Source organism: Marinobacter fonticola (assembly GCF_008122265.1).
GTDB classification, from domain to species: domain Bacteria; phylum Pseudomonadota; class Gammaproteobacteria; order Pseudomonadales; family Oleiphilaceae; genus Marinobacter_A; species Marinobacter_A fonticola.
Window position 1 is genome coordinate 3,365,219 of sequence record NZ_CP043042.1, and the last position, 20,014, is coordinate 3,385,232.

General features: G+C 56.5%; 16 protein-coding genes. 4 read left to right on the forward strand and 12 right to left on the reverse strand.

Going from position 1 to position 20,014, the window contains the following annotated elements; all coding sequences use genetic code 11:
- Positions 1-138 precede the first annotated feature (138 nt).
- The 6 genes from FXO11_RS15000 to FXO11_RS15025 all read right to left on the reverse strand — a co-directional run bounded on the left by FXO11_RS15000 (position 139) and on the right by FXO11_RS15025 (position 6,634).
- The gene (locus FXO11_RS15000; RefSeq protein ID WP_148863737.1) at positions 139-2,325 is read right to left on the reverse strand and encodes an OsmC domain/YcaO domain-containing protein; all 2,187 of its coding nucleotides are present in this window, start codon (positions 2,323-2,325) and stop codon (positions 139-141) included.
- 162 nt (positions 2,326-2,487) lie between these two features.
- Positions 2,488-3,039 (reverse strand): PEP-CTERM sorting domain-containing protein, encoded by a 552-nt coding sequence (locus FXO11_RS15005; RefSeq protein ID WP_148863738.1) that lies wholly within the window; start codon positions 3,037-3,039, stop codon positions 2,488-2,490.
- A 198-nt stretch (positions 3,040-3,237) separates the two neighbouring features.
- Positions 3,238-3,597: a VOC family protein gene (locus FXO11_RS15010; protein WP_148864939.1), complete on the reverse strand. Its 360-nt coding sequence runs from the start codon at positions 3,595-3,597 to the stop codon at positions 3,238-3,240.
- Positions 3,598-3,599: 2 nt separating this feature from the next.
- Positions 3,600-5,333, reverse strand: coding sequence for an NADP-dependent isocitrate dehydrogenase (locus FXO11_RS15015; protein WP_148863739.1), 1,734 nt, complete (start codon positions 5,331-5,333; stop codon positions 3,600-3,602).
- A 201-nt stretch (positions 5,334-5,534) separates the two neighbouring features.
- Complete coding sequence (locus tag FXO11_RS15020; RefSeq protein WP_148863740.1) at positions 5,535-6,143, reverse strand: glutathione S-transferase family protein; 609 nt, start codon at positions 6,141-6,143, stop codon at positions 5,535-5,537.
- A gap of 29 nt (positions 6,144-6,172) precedes the next feature.
- Positions 6,173-6,634 (reverse strand): VOC family protein, encoded by a 462-nt coding sequence (locus FXO11_RS15025; protein WP_148863741.1) that lies wholly within the window; start codon positions 6,632-6,634, stop codon positions 6,173-6,175.
- A gap of 140 nt (positions 6,635-6,774) precedes the next feature.
- On the opposite strand from FXO11_RS15025, the gene FXO11_RS15030 reads away from it, so the two are divergent.
- Together FXO11_RS15030 and FXO11_RS15035 are read left to right on the forward strand one after the other, a co-directional pair.
- Positions 6,775-7,665, forward strand: a complete 891-nt coding sequence (locus tag FXO11_RS15030) for a LysR family transcriptional regulator (protein WP_148863742.1) — start codon at positions 6,775-6,777, stop codon at positions 7,663-7,665.
- 280 nt (positions 7,666-7,945) lie between these two features.
- A complete protein-coding gene (locus FXO11_RS15035; RefSeq protein WP_148863743.1) occupies positions 7,946-8,911 on the forward strand; it encodes an ABC transporter substrate-binding protein in 966 nt (321 codons plus the stop codon).
- A 136-nt stretch (positions 8,912-9,047) separates the two neighbouring features.
- Here FXO11_RS15035 and FXO11_RS15040 read toward each other — a convergent pair whose 3' ends face one another.
- A complete protein-coding gene (locus FXO11_RS15040; protein WP_148863744.1) occupies positions 9,048-10,238 on the reverse strand; it encodes an MFS transporter in 1,191 nt (396 codons plus the stop codon).
- A 190-nt stretch (positions 10,239-10,428) separates the two neighbouring features.
- A complete protein-coding gene (locus tag FXO11_RS15045) occupies positions 10,429-11,034 on the reverse strand; it encodes a class I SAM-dependent methyltransferase (RefSeq protein ID WP_148863745.1) in 606 nt (201 codons plus the stop codon).
- Positions 11,035-11,289: 255 nt separating this feature from the next.
- Here FXO11_RS15045 and FXO11_RS15050 point away from each other — a divergent pair, with 255 nt between their 5' ends.
- Entirely contained in the window at positions 11,290-12,078 is a 789-nt protein-coding gene (locus FXO11_RS15050) for an enoyl-CoA hydratase (protein WP_148863746.1), read from the forward strand.
- A 563-nt stretch (positions 12,079-12,641) separates the two neighbouring features.
- Positions 12,642-14,192, forward strand: a complete 1,551-nt coding sequence (locus tag FXO11_RS15055; RefSeq protein WP_202980233.1) for a DUF1254 domain-containing protein — start codon at positions 12,642-12,644, stop codon at positions 14,190-14,192.
- A 147-nt stretch (positions 14,193-14,339) separates the two neighbouring features.
- Here FXO11_RS15055 and FXO11_RS15060 read toward each other — a convergent pair whose 3' ends face one another.
- From FXO11_RS15060 to FXO11_RS15070, 4 genes are all read right to left on the reverse strand, one after another.
- Positions 14,340-15,314 (reverse strand): YihY/virulence factor BrkB family protein, encoded by a 975-nt coding sequence (locus FXO11_RS15060; protein ID WP_148863747.1) that lies wholly within the window; start codon positions 15,312-15,314, stop codon positions 14,340-14,342.
- Positions 15,315-15,928: 614 nt separating this feature from the next.
- A complete protein-coding gene (locus tag FXO11_RS20290) occupies positions 15,929-16,078 on the reverse strand; it encodes a hypothetical protein (RefSeq protein WP_168203180.1) in 150 nt (49 codons plus the stop codon).
- Positions 16,079-16,254: 176 nt separating this feature from the next.
- Complete coding sequence (locus tag FXO11_RS15065; protein WP_168203181.1) at positions 16,255-18,735, reverse strand: putative bifunctional diguanylate cyclase/phosphodiesterase; 2,481 nt, start codon at positions 18,733-18,735, stop codon at positions 16,255-16,257.
- A gap of 110 nt (positions 18,736-18,845) precedes the next feature.
- Positions 18,846-20,006, reverse strand: coding sequence for an acyl-CoA dehydrogenase family protein (locus tag FXO11_RS15070; protein ID WP_148863749.1), 1,161 nt, complete (start codon positions 20,004-20,006; stop codon positions 18,846-18,848).
- Between the last annotated feature and the right edge of the window lie 8 nt (positions 20,007-20,014).

Genomic DNA, 20,014 nt, shown 5'->3' on the forward strand with positions numbered 1-20,014 from the left:
TGTCGGCATCCTGCCAACACCCTGGCCTCGACGGCCCACTGCGCTCAACTACAACGTACCGGTATTTTTAGCGTTGTGCATGAGGCAGCCAAAAACCGACGTGCATTCGTCCGCTCCGATGCCACTCTGCTATCACCATCACCGTCCCAGAGTTGCGGCCCGCGCTGCGTGGAGTTTCTTATAGCTCTCGATCAACCGCAGGTGTTTATCCAGGCCATCCAGTTGCATGTTGGTTGGCGTAAGACCGTAGAAGCGCACCGTGCCATTGACCGAGCCAACGACGGCATCCATAGTCTCGACACCGAACATACGCTGGAAGTTGTACACGTAGTCATCCAGCTCAAGCGCCTCGTCGAGGGTCACCTCCAGCACCGCATTCACTGCGCGATAGAACAGCCCGCGCTCGACGGTGTTGTCATTGAACTGCAGGAACATGTCGACGAATTCGAGCGCCTCCTCGTGCCATTGCAAAGCCAGGCAGATCAGAATCTTTAGCTCCAGAATCGTCAGCTGCCCCCACACCGTATTTTCATCGAACTCGACACCGATCAGTGTAGTGATCGTCATGTAGTTATCGAGCTGGCTGGCTTCCAGACGCTCCACCAGATCGGCCAACTGGTCATCATTCAAGGTGTGGAGGTTGAGAATGTCCTCACGGTAGTCCAGAGCCATGTTGGTGTTATCCATAATCAGGTCTTCCACCGGATACACCTCGGAATAGCCGGGCACCAGAATACGACACGCCGGCGCCCCTAGAGCCTCATGGACAGCAACGTAGACGTCTTTGCCCATATCCCTGAGGATGCCGAACAGACAGGCGGCCTCCTCGTCGTTCGTACCCGAGAAATCCCATTCGCAGAAGGCATAGTCCTGCTTGGCACTGAAGAAACGCCAGGACACCACGCCCGTCGAATCGATAAAGTGCTCGACAAAGTTATTCGGTTCGGACACCGCCAGGCTGTTGAACGTGGGCGGCGGCACATCGTTCAGACCTTCAAAGCTACGCCCTTGCAACAGTTCGGTAAGGCTGCGCTCCAGTGCAACTTCGAAGCTCGGGTGCGCGCCAAACGACGCAAACACCCCGCCGTTTCTCGGATTCATCAGGGTAACGCACATCACCGGGAACTGACCGCCCAGGGAGGCATCCTTCACCAGTACCGGGAAGCCCTGCTTTTCCAGCCCCTCGATACCTTCGGCGATGTGCGGGTACTTCTCGATCACCTCTTTCGGCACATCCGGCAACGCGATTTCTTCCTCGATAATCTGTTTCTTAACCGCCCGCTCGAAGATTTCCGAAAGGCACTGCACTTGTGCTTCCTGGAGGGTATTGCCGGCGCTCATGCCGTTGCTCAGGAACAGATTCTCGACCAGATTGGAAGGGAAATACACCACCTCGCCGTCCGACTGGCGCACGAAGGGCAAAGAACAGATACCGCGATCCACCCGGCCCGAGTTGGTGTCGATCAGGTTCGAGCCGCGCAGATCGCCTTCCGGATCGTAGATGGCCAGGCAGTGCTCATCCAGAATCTCTTTCGGCAGTGCATCGTTCGGCCCGGGCTTAAACCACTTCTCGTTGGGGTAATGAACAAAGTCGCTGTGGGCGATATCCAGGCCGAAGAACTGATCGTTGTAGAAAAAGTTGCAGTTCAGTCGCTCGATAAACTCGCCCAGCGCCGAACACAGAGCGGCTTCTTTCGTGGCCCCCTTGCCATTGGTAAAACACATGGGCGATGCAGCATCACGAATATGCAGCGACCACACATGCGGTACGATGTTGCGCCAGGAAGAGATCTCGATCTTCATCCCGAGTTCCGCCAGGATGCCCGTCATATTGGCGATGGTTTGCTCCAGCGGAAGGTCCTTGCCCTCGATATAGGTGCTGACTCCACCTTCCGGCAGGGTCATCAGTAGGGCCTGGGCGTCCTCGGCCAGATTCTCGACGGTTTCAATCTCAAACGTCGGCCCGGTCTGCACCACCTTCTTTACGGTACAGCGATCGATCGACCGCAAAATGCCCTGCCGATCCTTCTCTGAGATGTCTTCCGGCAGCTCGACATTAATTTTAAAGATCTGGTTATAGCGGTTTTCGGGATCGACGATGTTGTTCTGCGATAGACGGATATTGTGAGTCGGAATATCGCGCGCCTTGCAGTAGACCCGGACAAAATAGGCCGCACACAGCGCCGACGAGGCCAGGAAGTAGTCAAAAGGGCTGGGCGCTGAACCGTCGCCTTTGTAGCGGATGGGTTGATCGGTGATGACGGAGAAGTCGTCAAACTTGGCTTCAAGTCTGAGGTTATCGAGGAAGTTGACGTTAATTTCCATTGCAAGGGCACCGAGCTTGGAGAATTGAGCAGGTCGTATGATCAGATACCCGCTATTGTCCAGTTTTTAAGCCCCTTCGTCTTCCTCCTAGACTATTATGCAGCAGTCTAAAGTGTTCAGCGCCTTTGCCGATGCAAAGGCACTGATAAGCAACGCAAGGCCTTACGCTATGGGACGACGGCCAAAACGCAGGCTGAAACCGAGCAGGCCAAAGCCCAGCAGGGCCAGCGTAGCAGGCTCCGGCACTTCACGGGGCGCCACAGCGGCTTCCAGGCGAGACTCTTTCCACCAGAAGTCGTTGTGCCCCATCCACGAGAAGGTATCTAACGCTGTCACGGTAACCGCGAGCTGGCCGAAAGCGTTCAGGGCTGCGATGCCGGCTTCGCCGACGCCCAATACGCGAATATCAAACCCGAACCAGTGGGTTCCGTCGACTTCATAGGTGCCGCTCAGCCCTTCGCCCGAAATACCGGCCACGTCAAACGCCAAGTCGCCGAACCGGTTGCCGTCAGAGAAGCTCAGTGTCAGAAAAGCCGAAATAACAGAATAATCGGTAGGAACACCGTCATCGGTAAGATCGTGGATAATCGTCTTGGACTCCCCCTCATTCAGGAACGTACGGGGATTGTTGACGTCGGTGATAACCAATGCGGAAGCCGAAGAGGCAATGCCGAATGAAAGCAAGAACGCTAGCGTGTTGACGAGTATTTTCACAGCTTATTTTTCCTTATAGGTCGTTGGTGGCTCCAGTCCACGGCTGACCCACAGGCACTAATCGCGCCAACCACATAACAAAACGCGTAAAAACAAAATATTACTATTTTGACATCTTTTAGGAGCAAGACGTCATGTAAATTTTATTGACACAAAATAGGCTAATTAAGCCGCGTCAACCAGCATTGGTTGGCGCTCTCATTCGGGTGGCGCCGACCATACGGCGTATTCGTTACCGTTAGGATCCGAGAAATGAAATCGCCGGCCACCCGGAAAAGAAAAGATGTCCTTAACGATCTCACCGCCTGCCGACTTTACGTTTTCGGCGGTCTCTTCCAGGGCGTCACTATAGAGCACAACTAGGACGCTGCCGTTACCGGTTGTCGCCACCTTCTCGGATTTAAAGAAGCCGCCGTCCAGTCCAGCGTTTTCGATGGCCACATAATCAGGGCCGTAGTCCACAAATGACCAACCAAATGCAGCACCGAAGAATCTCTTCGTGGCGTCGAGGTCTCGGGACGGTAACTCAACGTAGTTTATTTTCCCTGTTTCCTTCATAGTCAAAGCCGCTCCTGCAACGCCTCAATGAACCCGTACAGATCCACCACTTTCTCCGAATCCGGATTGGTAATCTTGCCCTTGAGGTCCGCAGTGACTATGCCGTCGGCCACGGTGTCTTTGAGGGCCTGTTTGAGTTTTCCAGCGTATGCAGCCAGCTCTTGGTTACCGTCCCTTTCACCAAGGGTTTCCAGGGCATTGCCCAGTGCGTATATCAGTGCCGAGGGGTTGAAATGCGCCTCCTTCCCGTCACTTTCCCGATACTTGATGTAGAGATCATGGGCGGTGCCGTGGGGCGCCTCGAAGAGCATGGCGCCGTCCTTGCTCTCAATGATCGAACTAGCGGTGGCCAAGCTCCCCCCCAGGGCTGCGGAGATGTCCGAAAAAATATCACCGTCCAGGTTCTGCGAGGGATAGAGCGCGTTCCGGGGCGGATCGGTGATCATTTTCCTTAACTGGCGGGACGGCCGCATGATCATGAAGGAAGGCGGCGGCGTATGCTCCTTGGCCAGCTCCCGGCGCACTTCGGTGATGACGTGGCTAAAGACTTCGTCGTACTCCATATATTCCCGCTTCAGGCCGAAGTAGACTTCTTTGTCCTTGCGCGATGCATCCCGGAATACCTGGCTGACCCAGTCTTTAATGGCTTCGCGGTCATTGGACATCAAGAGCATGGGGTCTCCTTTCTTGACCCGCCGCGCATGCCGTTCCTCACCATCCACGACAATCTTAAGAATGCCGTCTTCTTTTGCCGGCGCGTTGAAGCTGCCGTACTGATCGCCGCCGCCCGCACTCATGCGGGAGATGGATACATGGACATGGCGGTCAGGAATGCCATGGCGTTTCAGCTCATCGACCAGCTTGAAGAGCTTACGGCCGGTGGTATTGTCCGGCACACCCCATAGCGCGCGTTCAGGCGGATTGGAAACGATCCGCGCCGCCTGGGCGTCAATCAGCTCGTAGTAGAACTTGAGACCGAGCTCTTCCGCCTTTTTCTGGTAGTCGCTCGCATAGATGCTCTCGATAGCCGAGCGCATGGCGCCGTCGTACCCGGGGATCACCGTATCCTTCAGGCCCAGATAGATATCCCGCTCTTCGTCGATGGCACGCTGGAAAAACCGGTGGGCCCAGTCCCTGATATCGTCGAGGTCGTTGGTGGCCAGCAGCAGAGGATCGCCCTTATTGATCTCCCGGCGATGCAGTTCTTCCGGGTCGCCACTGCTGCCCACAAATAGCAGCTTGATGATCCCTGTAGCGCGGGCCAGTTCGTTAAAACTGTCCTTGATGCCGCCGTTGTCCATGGTCATCACTTCGATATCGCGGCCGACCCAGTCAGGCCTTCGCACGCGGATGTTGCGGAACTGGATGTCCTCGCGAGTGATGTTACCGCCAATGCCCTTTCGTATGGCCCCGTTGGGTGACTTGGTGGCCAGGGGGTCCAACGCGTTTCCATCGACGTCAGGGTGCTTTTCGAGGAGTTCGTCGAGCTGGCTCCGGTTAACGGTGATCCCCGCATTTTTGATGCCCACGCCGTATTTTTTAAGGGCTTCGATGGCCTCGGTCACCGCTTGACCATTAGTGGCTACGCGGTTCTCGGCAGAGAGATCGATTTCCTTGAGCTCGATATCCAGTCTCGACGTGACAAAGGTCTTCAGGAGTACCTCGAAAGCCACCTGCGCCATCTCGTCACCGTGGAGGATGACAAGGGGGGATTCCACTTCGATCTTGCTGCCCATCGCGTTCTCCTTTGCTTAGCTGCCGTGTGAGCCAACGCCTGTCCTGTGAGCCGGAATTCATATCAAAAACCGGAGTCGTCTCTGTTAACCCTAAGCTTGTTTTCGCGGGGGTCAAGGAAAGCGTTATCGAAGCATAGGCTGGACACCCTCGCCTGCCGTGGCGGAAGCCACAGCAGGCGGTCTCACGCGTTCCGTTGGGCATCAAGCTTTTCGAGAGACAATCCCGGGCATGCCGATGTACCCCGGCAGCGCCTCGATGCGCTCGATCCAGGCCTGAATGGCCGGGTATGGCTCAAGCGTCACGCCACCTTCCCAGCCCAAAGCCACGTATGGGAACACCGCGCAATCGGCGATGGTCGGTCGGCCCAAGGCCAGCCATCGATGCTCGCTCAGGTGCTGTTCGATCAACGGCAGGACTTTCGCGCTGACGTCCAAAGCACGTTCCTTGTTCAGCGGGTAGCCGAACTTGTCGATCAAACGGGCGGCGTTGGGGCCCGCGTGAATCTCGTTGGCGGCGGTTGACAGCCACTGCATGACCTCGCCCTGCTGGGCCGCACCGTCCGGCCACCATTGATTGCCGCCATACTGTCGCGCCAGATACACCAGAATCGCCTGGGAATCACGCAGGACAACGTCACCATCGGTCAGCACCGGCACTTGCCCCCAGGGATTGAGATCAATCAGCGGCGATCGCTTGTGGGCGCCGCCAGGTACGTCCACCGGTTCCAGTGCCAGTTCGATACCCGCTAAAGCGGTAAACAGCCGAACCTTGTAGCTGTTACCGGACAGTTCCAGATCGTATAGTTTCATGGCAAGGGTCTCTTTAGGGTGACGGTTCGTTAGGCTGAGCGTTCGTTGCTGGGGGCTTTGGAGCGTTTGGTCCCGGACGCCGGCTCAGGCAGTAGCTGGTTAAATTCCAGTACGTTCCGGTCGGGGTCGCGGATAAACAGGGTGATCCGGCGTGGGCCGAGGCGATGGATGCCCTCGGTAATGGCAATACCCGCCTGGTCAAGCCAGTCTTTCAAGGCGTAGAGATCATCGACGACAAAGGCGGGGTGAGTCACACCGGGTAGCTTGACCGGCTCGTCCAGCAATACATTCCGGCCATGGTGTAAACGCGTGGCGTTAAAGATCAGGTTAATCCGCACACCGTCTGGCGTTTCCATCTCATTCGCTTCGTATTTGTCGAAACGACGCACCTCCCGAAACCCAATCTGCTCATAAAAATCCACCGCTTGCTGGCGGTCGCTGACCCGAATACCGACGTGATCGTACTGACGAATGCGCTGAGGTTGTTTCATAACTGACTCCAAATGGACGGCGCTGTAGTGGACAGCGCCAGTAGACCCCTCCGAATGGATTCAATAAATGCCGCCGAGCTGCTAGGTTTATTCAGGTTTTTGCACAAATCCCATATCACCGGCTGCAAAGGTGCCTGCCGATGGACAAACTCAAAGCCATGAGTACCTTTGTCACCATTGTGGACGAAGGCAGCCTGACCGCTGCCGCCGGCAAGCTGGATCGCTCCCCGGCCGCCATCGTGCGAACGCTCGCCGGCCTGGAACAGCATCTTGGCGTGCGTCTACTCAACCGCAGCACTCGCCGCATCGCCCTCACCGATGAAGGCCGCGAGTACCTGCGACACTGCCGGCGCATTCTGGCGGACATCGAAGCGGTCGAGTTCCAGCTCGATAGCCGGCGCGCCGACCCGGCGGGCAAGCTTTCCATTACCGCCCCGGTGATGTTTGGCCGTTTGCATCTAGCGCCTTTGCTGAACCAGTGGCTAAAGCAGAATCCCGCCATGAGTGCGGAATTGACCCTGCTCGATCGAGTCGTGGATGTGATTGAGGAAGGCTTTGATCTGGCCCTGCGGATTGGCCACCTGGCCGACTCCTCGCTGATTGCACGGTCAGTCGGCAGCACGCCCTATGTCCTCTGCGCGAGCCCGGCGCTCATCGAACAACGGGGAGGACCCAGCCACCCCGAACAACTGTCGGACTGGCCGACGGTATGCTTCGCGCCGTCGGGAGAGGTGTGGCCGTTTCAGGTAGAAGGGGAACTTTGGGAGCAGCGCGTGCATCCTGTCGTCAGCGCCAATCAGATCGATACCGGACTCGCCGCCGCCCGGGACGGACTCGGTATTTGCAGGGTTTTGGGCTATCAGGCCCAGGAAGATTTCGAGCGCGGCACACTGGTGCCGGTGTTAACGGCATACAACGCCCCCGCACTGCCAGTGCAGTTTGTGTTTCCGCACAGCCGGCTGCTATCGCCGCGCGTGCGGCAATTTCTGGATGCCGTCGTCGGGCCGTTACAGGAACGCTTGAAGCCTTGACCGGTTAAACCGCTTTAACGCTAGCAGTAGGAGATCGATTGTCCGGAATTCCGCACGGAATTCACCGGATTCGGCGCCACCTGTCCTGTAAACGGGACACTTGGGCGACGACTGCTCCCCCCATCAGCCAGCCCCAACCCTTAATACATCGACATATCAGTCAGTTAAAAAGCTGGCACGAATCCTGTTGTCACCAACACATAACCATAACAACAGCCTGAAAAATTGTCGTTGGATCCCTTCTTTTATCCCGGCTCGGACAACAATAAAAGGAAGCGCTATGCGTGTGTTCTTTCTAGCCCTCTTGCTGGCTAGCCCCCTATGTTTTGGCAAAACCGTCGCGATCATCGAGAGTTATCACAAAGAATACAAATGGGATGCGGATTACATTGCCGCCGTTGAATCAGTACTCGGTCGAGAGCACGATATTCACGTGTTCGAACTGGATACCAAACGTCTGGCCAAAGGCGAATGGCCGCAGAAGGTCGCGGAAATCGAACAGGCCATCGCCAATCTGAAACCGGATGTCGTCATTCTGGGTGACGACAACGCCTTCTCGCTAATGGCAGAGCACCTGGTTGAGCAGACTATTCCCGTGGTATTCCTCGGGGTCAATGGGGGACCGGCTCAGCACCCTACCCTGAAGCACCCGCTGGTTACCGGCATCCTTGAGCGCCCTTTTTTCAAGGATAGTGTTCGTCATTTGCGCAAGATACTGGCACAGCGAGAACGGTTTCTGGTGTTGATGGACGACTCACCCACCATGCGTAATGCAGTTAACGAGTACTTTGGCGATAAACGCCAAGCCACCCTCTATGGCTCCAAGCTGGACATCGTGCTGACCAATGACCGGGACACCTGGCTGCAAACGGTGGTGGACGCCCATGAGAGCTACGATGCGGTCATTCTCGGCACCCACCACACGATCAGGGACGGGGAAGATCAGTACGCTGTGCCTCAGGAACTACTAAAGGAAGCCTTTTACCGGGCACAACTTCCGCTGTTCTCGTTCTGGGACATCTTTATTGGACAAGAGCAGTCCATTGGCGGATTCACCATTTCCGCCCGCCAGGAAGGCCTGACGGCCGCTCGGCTGGCGTCCATCATTCTCAATGGCGTAGAGCCCCAGAGCATTCCCCAGCTTCAATCACTGAGTGGCCATTACGTCTACAGCGAAAGTGGACTGAAGCACTGGAACCTGGAATTGTCGCCGATGATTGCCAGCCAGGCGTACTTCGTGGAGTGAGACTGACTGAGCCAAGACTATCTAGCTAGAACCGGAGCTAGAAATCGGGACGGCTTTATCTTGAAGCCTGTCGAGCAGCTAACGATATCGCTGTCCCGGTCTCTTTGTGCCTCTATACCTTCCTGTCTTCACACCTCTAAACAGGAAAGCGCCGGATCCGCAATGTGAGATAGACCCCCACCGCCAATACGGCGAAGGTCAGGCCGAAAGCGAACCGGAAATTGCCGGTCAGGTCGATCAACCCCCCAGCCAGCGCAGGCCCGACCAACTGGCCTGCCGCGAAGAATACCGTGACGAAACTGAACGCGATGGGGATGTATCGGGGGGCCACCTGATCCGTGGCGCTGGCTTGGATCAGGGCAAACATACCGTTGACCGAAAAACCCATCAGCAGGAAGTGCAGAAAAAAGGTCAGCAAGGTCTGGCTTGCCAGCGGCAATGCCATGGCCAGGGTTACCAGTGTCATGGAAGCCGTCAATGCATTGCCGCGCCCCCAGCGGTCTGAAAGCCAGCCCCACAAAGGCCCCGCCGCCAGCGACAGCACGCCCATGAGCGCAACGTAACGACCCGCGGTACTCTCGGCATGACCGGACTCCACCATGAAGCTGACCATGAATATCGTCTGCACGATGTAGGTCATACCGATGATCCCGTAAACCACCGCTACGGTCAGCACCCGGGGGTTCCGGTAAATTTGCCATTTATCGGCCGACGGCGGCTTCTCGCCATCCCCAAGGACAGGCCGCGCCGGATCCCGCACGAACAGGATCACCAGCACTGCGACCGTCATGGCCGCCACCGCAAAGCTCCCCCAGCTCATCCGCCAGCCACTGTCCCCGAACCACCCGTATAGCAGCGGCACCAGCAAACCCACGAGCAATGTCCCCAACCCGACGCCACTGGTCATGCAGCCGATAACCAGCCCGCGCCGCTCCGGATACCAGGTGGCCAGTAAAGCAACCATGGGGGCAAAACTGAAGGCGGTACCGAAACCTAACAGTGTCATTAACATCAGCAGGACCGGATAGGTGGACGCTATGCTCAGCCCGGCAAACCCTGCGGCCACCGATACCAGCCCAAACACGATCGTGAAACGCGCACCCCAGCGAGCAGCCGCGATGCCCCCCACCAGCACGAAACAGAGATAGCCAAGCGCGGTAACTGTCCCCAGCAATCCGGCCTGCTGATAATCCAAGCCGAGATCGGCCCGCATGGGTGGCAGGATTAGCCCGAAAGCCAACCGCGCAAACGCGATCACGACCATACTGGTGAACATCCCGCACAGGGTCATGACAATGATGTTGGGACGAGACGGGGCTTGGGACATAGGGGGCTCTCATCTGAATTAGATGAACGGTAGCATACTAATCATGCACTGTGCCCCCAACTCTTTGTGGTCAGCTAGCGATACAGATAGTTGGAAAGAAACCGGTACGAGCCCGTTCGTAATGCCTGGCAGGGTTTGGGGTCACTGCACCGGTTTCTGAAAATTCCGCAGCTGTCGTGGAACTTACCGTTCACATCGGCGCAGGGGCTTCGGAAGGGCCTATCCCACCGTTACTGCGGGCTCGGTAACAACTGACAGGCGGTACATTCCGCAATACGAACTCGCGACTCACATCATCAAAGCTGCGATGCAGATATTGGGCAGAGTGCCGGGAGAACTGGTAAACAAGAAACTCGCCCTGCGGTGGCAGCCGCGCCCGGGTCTCCTTAAGCACGGCTTCCACATCCTCCGATGACATAATCGAGAAGGGAATGCCGGAGACCGCGTAGTCGATATGCGGCCAATCCAATTCGTCGAGCACCGTTCCCAGACTGGCAGCGGAATCGCGGCGAACCACCAACCGCGGGTCATCGATGGCGGAATTGAGGTGGCGCACGAAGTCGTCGTTAATCTCCAGCACCAGCAATTTGGCCTCCGGATGCATCCGCTTCAGAATGTGGCGGGTGATGGTGCCCACACCCGGACCATACTCCACGAAGTAGCGAGCACGCTCCCAGTCCACCGGCGCCAGCAGGCTGCGGATGAGCCACCGGGAGCTTGGGATCACCGACCCCAGCATGGTGGGATGCTTAACGAAGTTGATGGCAAACAGCCACTCGTCCTTACCTTTAGCCATCGGTTTCTCCCTTAACGTCGTTCACAGCCCAGCATCAGGGCTGGGGGCTATCTTTGAATTTAGCAGATCGGCGGGTGCGATAATCCTTTTCCGGAGTCGGACCGGCGCCGGAGATATAACTTCCGAGAGCCCACACTGCTCCAATCGGCAATCGTAGAACCCCCGAAAATCGGAACCGGAACGGTACCATTTGACCTTAGACACCGCGATTACAGTGGCTGATACTGGAGTACCGACAGACAAACGAGGTGTGTCATGACCCGTTCGAACCTGATTCTAAGCGACACCCAAGCCAACGGCGTTACAACCCTCACACTGAACCAGCCTGAACGCCGCAATAGCCTCTCTATGGCGATGATGCAGGCGTTGTCCGCGGAGCTCGACAAAGTAGCCGCAGACCACGGGTCCCGCGTGCTGGTGTTGCGAGCCAAGGGCGCGGTTTTTTGTGCCGGTCATGACCTGAAAGAAATTCGTGAGCAGGGTGACCAGTACGATGCACAAGCGCGACTGTTTAACCTATGCAGCCGGGTCATGCAACAGATCGTAAACCTCCCCCAGCCGGTCATTGCCCAGGTTGCCGGGGTCGCTACGGCCGCAGGCTGTCAATTGGTGGCAAGTTGTGATTTGGCGGTGGCCTCGGGGACCGCGCGATTTGCGACACCTGGCGTCAACATCGGTCTGTTCTGCTCGACGCCGATGGTGGCACTGTCCCGAAATGTATCCCGCAAACATGCCATGGAAATGCTGCTAACCGGCGAAATGATTGGGGCGGCACAGGCCGAAAAAATGGGGCTGATTAATCGCGTCGTGGCCGAGGAAGAGCTGGAAAGCACAGTGGCAACGCTGGCAGAGACGATCGCCGGCAAATCGTCCCACACGCTTAAAATCGGCAAACAGGCCTTTTACCGGCAACTGGAGATGGGGTTGGCCGATGCCTACACCTACACCAGCCAGGTGATGGCCGAAAACCTTCAGTCCAACGATGCGAAAGAGGGTATAGGCGCGTTTCTGGACAAGCGTAGACCCGAATGGACGGATCAGTGATCAGAGTCCGTTTCGGAGCGCGATTCGCATTCCGCCCTGCAGTGGATAGAAACCGGGTAGCTAGAGGCTACAAAATAACCCCGAGCGAACGGGCAGCCCCCTTCTCCAGGGAGCGTTGCGCAGCGCCATGCGCCAACGAAATTGTCACGAAACCTTCCCTTGACACGCCACCGGGAACCAACTAATTCTTTCTTTCGAAAGTTTAATCACTTTGCGAGCTAGTCACGCACGCGTGGCGGTCTTCGAACTTTGAGACCTCGAAGTAACGTGAATGCCCACTGGCGAAACGTTTCTATCGTCCACAAGTAAGGGAGACCGTACCATGAAGGCGTTCATCCGAACGGCTCTGAGACTGTGCACATTCTCCGGCCCCATCTCTGCACAACACTGGCCAGACAGGTCACAATTGCCACACCCGCTGTCTCCCTTTGACGGCGATGTTTTTCTCACGCGCAAAAGCTCGTTGCCTGACAGGCCCAGGCACCCTCTTTCGATAAATCATTAAAGCTGCCCGATTTCAGACGTTAGCCGACACAGCCCAATTCAACTAAGGAAGGTTCACTGTGAACAAGATACGTCTCACGACGACTCTCGCGCTTTTTTTAACCTGCTCGGCAGTCGCACAAACCGATCGATTCGATAAACTTGCCAACCTACCGATGGAACACAACCGTCCCACCTCGGAAACAGCCGAGGCTCTGAAGGATGAATTGCTCTTCCAGCGAGCCACGCAATCCTATATCTGGGCCATGCCGCTACTTAACACCATGGGCATGCGTGATGGGTTTGCCGAGGCGTTCGGCAGCGGCTACAACGTCATGGCCATCTGGGAAAAGCGATTGGATGCGAAAACCCGCATCACTACACCCAACTCCGATCTCATTTACGGCATGGTGTTTACCGATCTGTCCGATACCGGCCCGCTGGTCTTCGAAGCTCCGCCCAAACTCCAGGGCATTTTGCTCGATTTCTGGCAGCGGCCAATCCCTGTTGATGGTGGTAAATTTTACGGTGACCTTGGTCTGCCGGGGCCCGACGAAGGCAAGGGCGGCAAATTTCTAATCTTACCTCCCGACTACGAAGGCGAAGTACCCGAGGGGTACTATGTCTATCGCTCCGGCACCAACAACGTCTTCGTCTTCCTGCGCTCGTTCTACCAGTCGCTCGACAACATCACGCCTGCCGTGGATGTGCTCAAGCAATCGGTGTTTTATCCGTTGGGCGAAAAGAACAATGCGAAGCCCATGCAGTTTCATGATGCTTCGGGTGAACCGCACAACATGCTGCCTCGCACCGATATTGAGGCATTCGAGCAACTTAAATGGCTTGTGGATTCAGAAGGTGACAACCTGGCCGGAACCGATTGGCTGGGCATGCTGGCTGGTCTGGGCATCGTCGAAGGACAGCCGTTCTCCCCCGGTGCCCGCAGCAAGGAGATTCTCAGTAACGCGGCTAAAACGGCATACAAAACCACCCGCGTTCTTGGCATGCAGCCGGAACTGGCCGGCGTGGATTTCCGGGTCTACGAAGACAGGCAGTGGCTGAATCCGATCAACAACCTCGACTCGCGTTATCCCGATTCCTTCGTTGACCTGACTTTCACCGACAGGGAGCGTGGTTTCCGCAACCTAGATGGCCGGGCATGGTTCTTTACGGACTACTATTCCATCAGTCCAGGCATGGTCTCCATGACGCCTGGCAAAGGCGCGTTCTACATGATCGCGTTCAAAGATGCCGACGGAGATTGGTTGAACGGTGAGAACAGTTACACGCTGAACCTGCCAAAAGACATTCCTGCCGGCCTGTTCTGGTCGGTTACGTTGTACGAAGCGGAGAACGCCTCAGGCCTCGACAACGGCCAACCGTTCCCGTCCCTCGGCAAACTCAACAATCCCGAGCAAAATGCCGACGGTTCGACCGACCTCTACCTCGCACCAGAGGCTCCCGAAGGCAAAGACTCCAACTGGCTGGCCACCGTTCCGGGCCGAGGTTACTTCGCCATCCTTCGCCTCTACGCGCCGACAGAGCCCGCCATTAACCTAACCTGGAAGCCGGGCGATATAGAAAGGGTCGATAACGCATCCGAAGGTAAGACCGCGCTCGTGCGTCCCTGACCACCGGCCGATTTGTTCGTTTGTTCACGTCAACGTCGAGTTGGCCTCTAACTAGCCCGTAATGGTGCGCATGCGCTTGCTTGCACCCCGGTCGAAGCTCGATGACTTCGACCGGGGGTAGTGGCCCATTTAACTATGTCACTACAATCAGGGCTTTTTCCCCAAATCGTCAGCGACGAACGCATCGCGCTCACCCATGCGCTGGTCCTCGCCCACGGTCGTATCCCGGCGTGTTTGATGCTCCATTTCAGCATTCAACTCGGCGCCGAGGAGAAAGATGTATGCCGTAAGGTAGAACCAGAACAGCAATATGACCACGGCGCCGACCGAACCATACGTCTCGTTGTAGTTGCCGAAACTGGAGACGTACCAGGAGAACAGGCCGGAGGTGATGAGCCAAACAATGACCGCCAGCACAGCACCGGGCGTGAGCCAGCGCCACTTGGCGGCGTGGCGGTCCGGACCAAAACGGTACATGATCGACAAGGCCAGCACGGCAATCAACCCCAGGATGGGCCAACGAAGGATATCCAATGCTATTTCGGCGATGGCGCCAAGGCCAAGCAGCTGAAGCATAACCGGGGCCGCCGCCACAATGGCCAGGGAAAGAATAAAGAAGATGATCAACCCCAGGGTCAGGGAGAACGTCAGCACTATTTGACGGAGAAAACTACGGTTGTCTTCTTCTTTGTACGCGATATTCAGCGCAATCGTCATGGCAGTGGTGCCTTTGCGCGCGCTCCAGAGCGCGACAAGGATCCCGATTAAGGCGCCGAATCCCAACGCAGATTTAGAGCCGCTAGCAAGTTGCTCGGTCTGCTGGGTAAGTAGACTGCGCGCGTCGCCCGGCAGCACTCCAGACAGCGCCGTCACTTGTTCCCGGGCTTCAGCCGGATCGAAGACCAGACCGTAAATGGATAGGAAGGCCGCGAGCATGGGAAAAATCGCCAGGAGAAAATAAAAGGCGACGCCTGCGGCGATCAGCCCGATATTATCCTTCACTACTTCCGTCTTTACCCGTAACGCGATATCGCGCCAGCCTTTAAAATCGATGTTTCGCGGGTGCCAGGCATTGCGGCCGCGCGAGTGGGTATCCTGGGTTTGGCCGAGGTTTTCGCTCATTGTGGTGTCCCTTCCTAGGCTTTCCTAGGCTGTGATAGCGGCTCGGGATCGGATTTTGCCTTTGCTTCATCTGGACGTTTGTTCACATGCGAATAATGCAAGTTGAACAACTCGTTAAGTTCTCTCCTGCTAAAGCATCGGCCCCGAGAACTTTAATGATAGCTTCTCCACGCGAGGAAACTTCGGTTAAGTAATATTTAATGCGCTTGGCGAGTGGCCGGTGCCCCTACTCCGATTTCCAGGCTGGGGGTGCTGCATCGGATTGAACGAACTGTCAGGCCCCTGCTGGTCGGGCGGATCCTTTAGAAACCAACCAACGATCATGGCTACAGCCTGTCAGAAGCCATCGGGAGCCGAGATGTCGAAGACGCCGGCTCGGACATCGCCAGCTTCCGGATGCCGTCATTGGTTCCGGTTATGGGAGAGGAAAGAAAAGCCAGCAGATCGGACAGAAATTTCTTGGCGTTATAGGGTCTGCCTGAGCTACTGGTGGTCAAGCTAAGGAAGTGGTCAACGAAACCCGTTCAGCAAAGCCGTCCCTATCGGTTCAATGAATTGCTGCTCGGTGAATGGGTATTGCGGCTCGTCAATTGTTTTCCGGCAGTGTCGTGGCCTCACTGATTTCTATTGAACTTCGTGTCATCAGTCTGTGGCTGCTCGTCGTCAAGCGACAGAATACCGAGCGTATCGGCCTGCGCAGGTAAAAACAGCGCAAACTGAGAAATAACGAAGGCGATTGAAAAAGCAGCTTTTGGCATAGTCATGTTCATTTCTCCTGTGTTTAAGTCTTTTTAACTGGGGCACCCATCCGTGATGGGCCGTGCTCGCACACACTTTCAACCGCGCGTACGGCAGCTCTCAGTATCTAACAGGAGCGCTTATTTCTTGTAACAGAATCCTCCGCGGTTATTGCACGATTCTCTGAATTGGAGGGAGGTGGCTAATAAACGATACCGCTCTGCTGATCGTTCAGGCGCGATTCAAACTCGTCGGGCTGCAACGCCTTAGAGAAGAGAAAACCTTGGGCATAGTCGCAACCAACCGATCGCAACCACTTGCGCTGATCTTCGGTTTCGACACCTTCAGCGATGACCTTGAGGCCGAGTTTATGCCCCATCACGATGATGCTTTCCGCGATCGTACGGCTGCTGGCGTTGCTGGCCATATCCTGGACGAAGGACTGGTCGATCTTGAGGTAGTCGACATCGAACTTTTTGAGATAAGCCATGGAGGAATAGCCCGTACCAAAATCGTCGATAGCCAACGCCATACCTGCCGCCTGGAGTTCCAGGAGCTTGTCCGAGGTAGTGGTTGTGGCATTCAGGATGACACCCTCGGTAATCTCCACCGAGATACTGTCTCCGGCCAATCCTTTTTCTTTGAGGTAGGCGACCCAGTTCATCCGATGACCACGCCCCTCGAACTGAACCGGCGATTTGTTAATACTGATCTGGAAGGTCCGCCCCAGCTGCTGGCCCCACCTCTTAGACCAGTGCGCGGCCTGTGTGAACACCCAGTTACCGAGGCGCTTGATCTGGCCGCTTTCCTCGGCAAGAGTGATAAACTCGTTCGAGAGCAGCAGACCCTGCGTGGGATGCTCCCAGCGCACGAGTGCTTCGGCTTTGACGATCGTGCTATCGGCCAGGCTGACAATTGGCTGAAAATATACTCTGAGCTGGTTTTCCGAAAGCGCATAGCGGAGATCCGTCATCAGCCGCAGCCGGTTCAGCGCCGCGTCCTGGAATGACCGGGTAAAAAAGCTAAATTGACTCCGACCGTTGTTCTTGGCGATATACATGGCCTGGTCGGCGTTTCTGATCAGATCGCCCGGCTCAACCGCATCCTTCGGGTAAAGCGTAACGCCGATGCTACCCGATACGTAACAGACATTTTCGTGAATCCGAAACGGACGGGCCAGTTCGTCGAGTATTTTCTGGGCCGTGCTCTCAACATGGGCATCATTGTCCAGCTCGGTCAGGATCACAGTAAATTCATCCCCGCCTAGGCGTGCCACCGTGTCGGATTCACGGACACAGGAATGAATGCGGGCCGCTGCCTGCCGAAGCAAGTCGTCGCCCGCCCCATGTCCGTACAGGTCGTTCACTTCTTTGAAGCGATCGAGATCGACGAAGAAGAGCGCCAAGGACGCACCTTTGCGCTGGGCATGCTTTATCTCAAGCTCCAGACGGTCGCGGAATAATCGCCGGTTCGACAGCAAGGTCAGGCTATCGTAGTTGGCTTCTTTCCAGACCCGGTCACTTGCTTTCTTGTGTTCGGTAATATCCCGGCTCGTACCTGCAACAGCTTCTATCCGGCCGTGATTGTCGACGACCGGGACCAGAATATACTCGAAAACCCACCGCCTGCCGGAAGCAGCTGTAAACGGCACCTCAGCACGAACCGTCTGACGAGTGGCAACAACCTCCTGTATGTGTCCCTTGATCTGGCCAGCCGTGTCGGCGGGAAAGCCAAGGTCGGTAGTTTTTCTACCCAAAACCCAATCCAACTCCAGCTCAAGCTGCTCCGTCAAGGCCCGGTTGGCATACAGAAAGCGCCCCTCGAGATCGAGCACATAAGCCTGGTCAGCTGCCGAGGAGAGCATGGAATCGAAAAGTCGTCGCTGGTATTCCATATCGGCTACAACCGACTCAACCTTCAGTCGTGCTTCGCGTTCCGCTTCAAGGGCTAGCTTGCGCTCGGTAACATCGCGCATGAAGAGCGAAAAACCGATCAGGGCACCGGCGTCGTCACGGACGCCAGAAATAATGGTTTCCACCTGCGCGACGCCAGCCAAAGTTGAGACACTCAACTCCGCGGTCGCAACCTCGTTACGGGCTCGCACCTGATCCAGACAATCGGCCAGAGTGTCGCTCCAGAACGACAAACGATGCACCGGGTGGCCAACGGTCTTTTCAGCGCGTAGACCAAAGAGTCGCTCGGCGCCGCCACTCCAGTAGAGAACTCTGGCTGTGGAGTCCAGTGACACAATGGCGTCGCGAGCCTGGGCAAGCAGATTTTTCAGATAGTGGTCGGAAATCACCAGCCGACGATAATCATGGCTATCAGCCGGCTTGAACGTACCAATTTGGATATTCGCACGATCAAGCGTGGTCCGCAGCTGGGCCCGACGCCGGTTCATACTCGCAGCCTCGGCGATCCGGTCGGGGAGCGAATCCCTGCCAGACTCAACGACCGACCAATTGCTACCGATCAGGGGGGCACGGCTCAACCCGAGCTTCAGGTGCTCAAGTGCCAACGCACTCGGTGCAAAGATGAAATGGACCAGCGACCAATCGGCGCGGAGCTTTCTCGCCAGTGGTATCATGTTCAGGATCCCGGCCCCGAAGACCACCACCGCAATGCCGGTTCCCGAGACCTCGGCTTGCTTCATCCGCTCGACCGCATTCAGCTCCGTAGCCATGAAAACCTTAAATCCCAAGGCACTGACCTCACGAGAAACAGACTCTAGCGCCCCCATCTCCTTCGAATCACCGGCGATAATAAGAATCTGTTGGGAACCCTCGGGACGATTCACAGCAGCGGCAATCCCAACAGTGCACGCCCTGTCCATGTACGGAGTATATCGGTAGTGGGCGCCATCACATGACTAGCCCGGGCATCCCGGAGCATTTGCGCTACACGGCTATTCTCTCGATAGGCGTGCCCGCCACAGATTGTCATTGCATCGTTGGTGAGCCGAACGGCAGTTTCGCCCGCGTCGGCCTTGCAGGCGAGAATGAAAGGCAGTGCATCGGGACGGCCAAGATCGCCGCGATATGCTGCTTCATGAATGAGGCTGCGTGTCTTCTCAACCGCAACCCACATTTCGGCAAAGCGGGTCTGCAGAGATTCCACTTCGGCCAGCAACTCGCCCGAATGGCTGTGCCGACGGGTACGCAAGTGCTCCGAAGCGGCGTCTACAGCAGACCGTGCAACGCCCAGGTAAGTGCCCGCCATCGCCATTAAGAAATAGGGCGCCACCACTTCGAAAACATACCAGACCTGATCGCCCGCCTCCCCCAACAAGTTGACTTGCGGAACATGCGCATTCGTGAAGCGTAGCCCCCTGGATGAATTGCCTCGCATGCCAAAGCCCGTCCAGGGTTCGAGCCACTGCATGCCACGGGTATCGTGATCGACGATAAGGCAACTGAAATCACCAGTCTCAGCCTGTTCCTCAGCGGGAGCAGTAGACACGACATAGGAATCGGCGTATCCGCCGCTGGTGATAAACTGCTTAGTACCATTGAGAACGAAGTCGTTTTCGCTGGCCAAGAATCTCGTTTCAGGGAGGTAGAAGTGCGCCCCGGTACCGCCCTCCGCCAACGCAAGGGTCGTAATGTGCTCGCCTCTCGCAATCGGACGTAGATAGTGATCTTGTTGGTACTTGGTGGCCTTGGCGGCAATGACCGCCGTGCCGACGCAGTGCATACCAAAGCACAGAGCTGAGGAGGGACACACACGCCCCATGAGTTCGGTCAGCAAACTAAGACCAAGCAGGCCTTGCCCATGACCACCAAACTCTTCCGGCACCAGCAAACCAAGAAGGCCCTCTTCGGCAAGGGCCTTCATCGAATGCTCGGGCCAAGCACAGTCACGATCAACCTGTTCCGCAAGAGGGGCCATGTGCTGCTTGGCCACTCGCTCAGTCTTGGCCAGAAGATCGATCAGCTTCGGCGGCAATTTATCCATGAATAAAG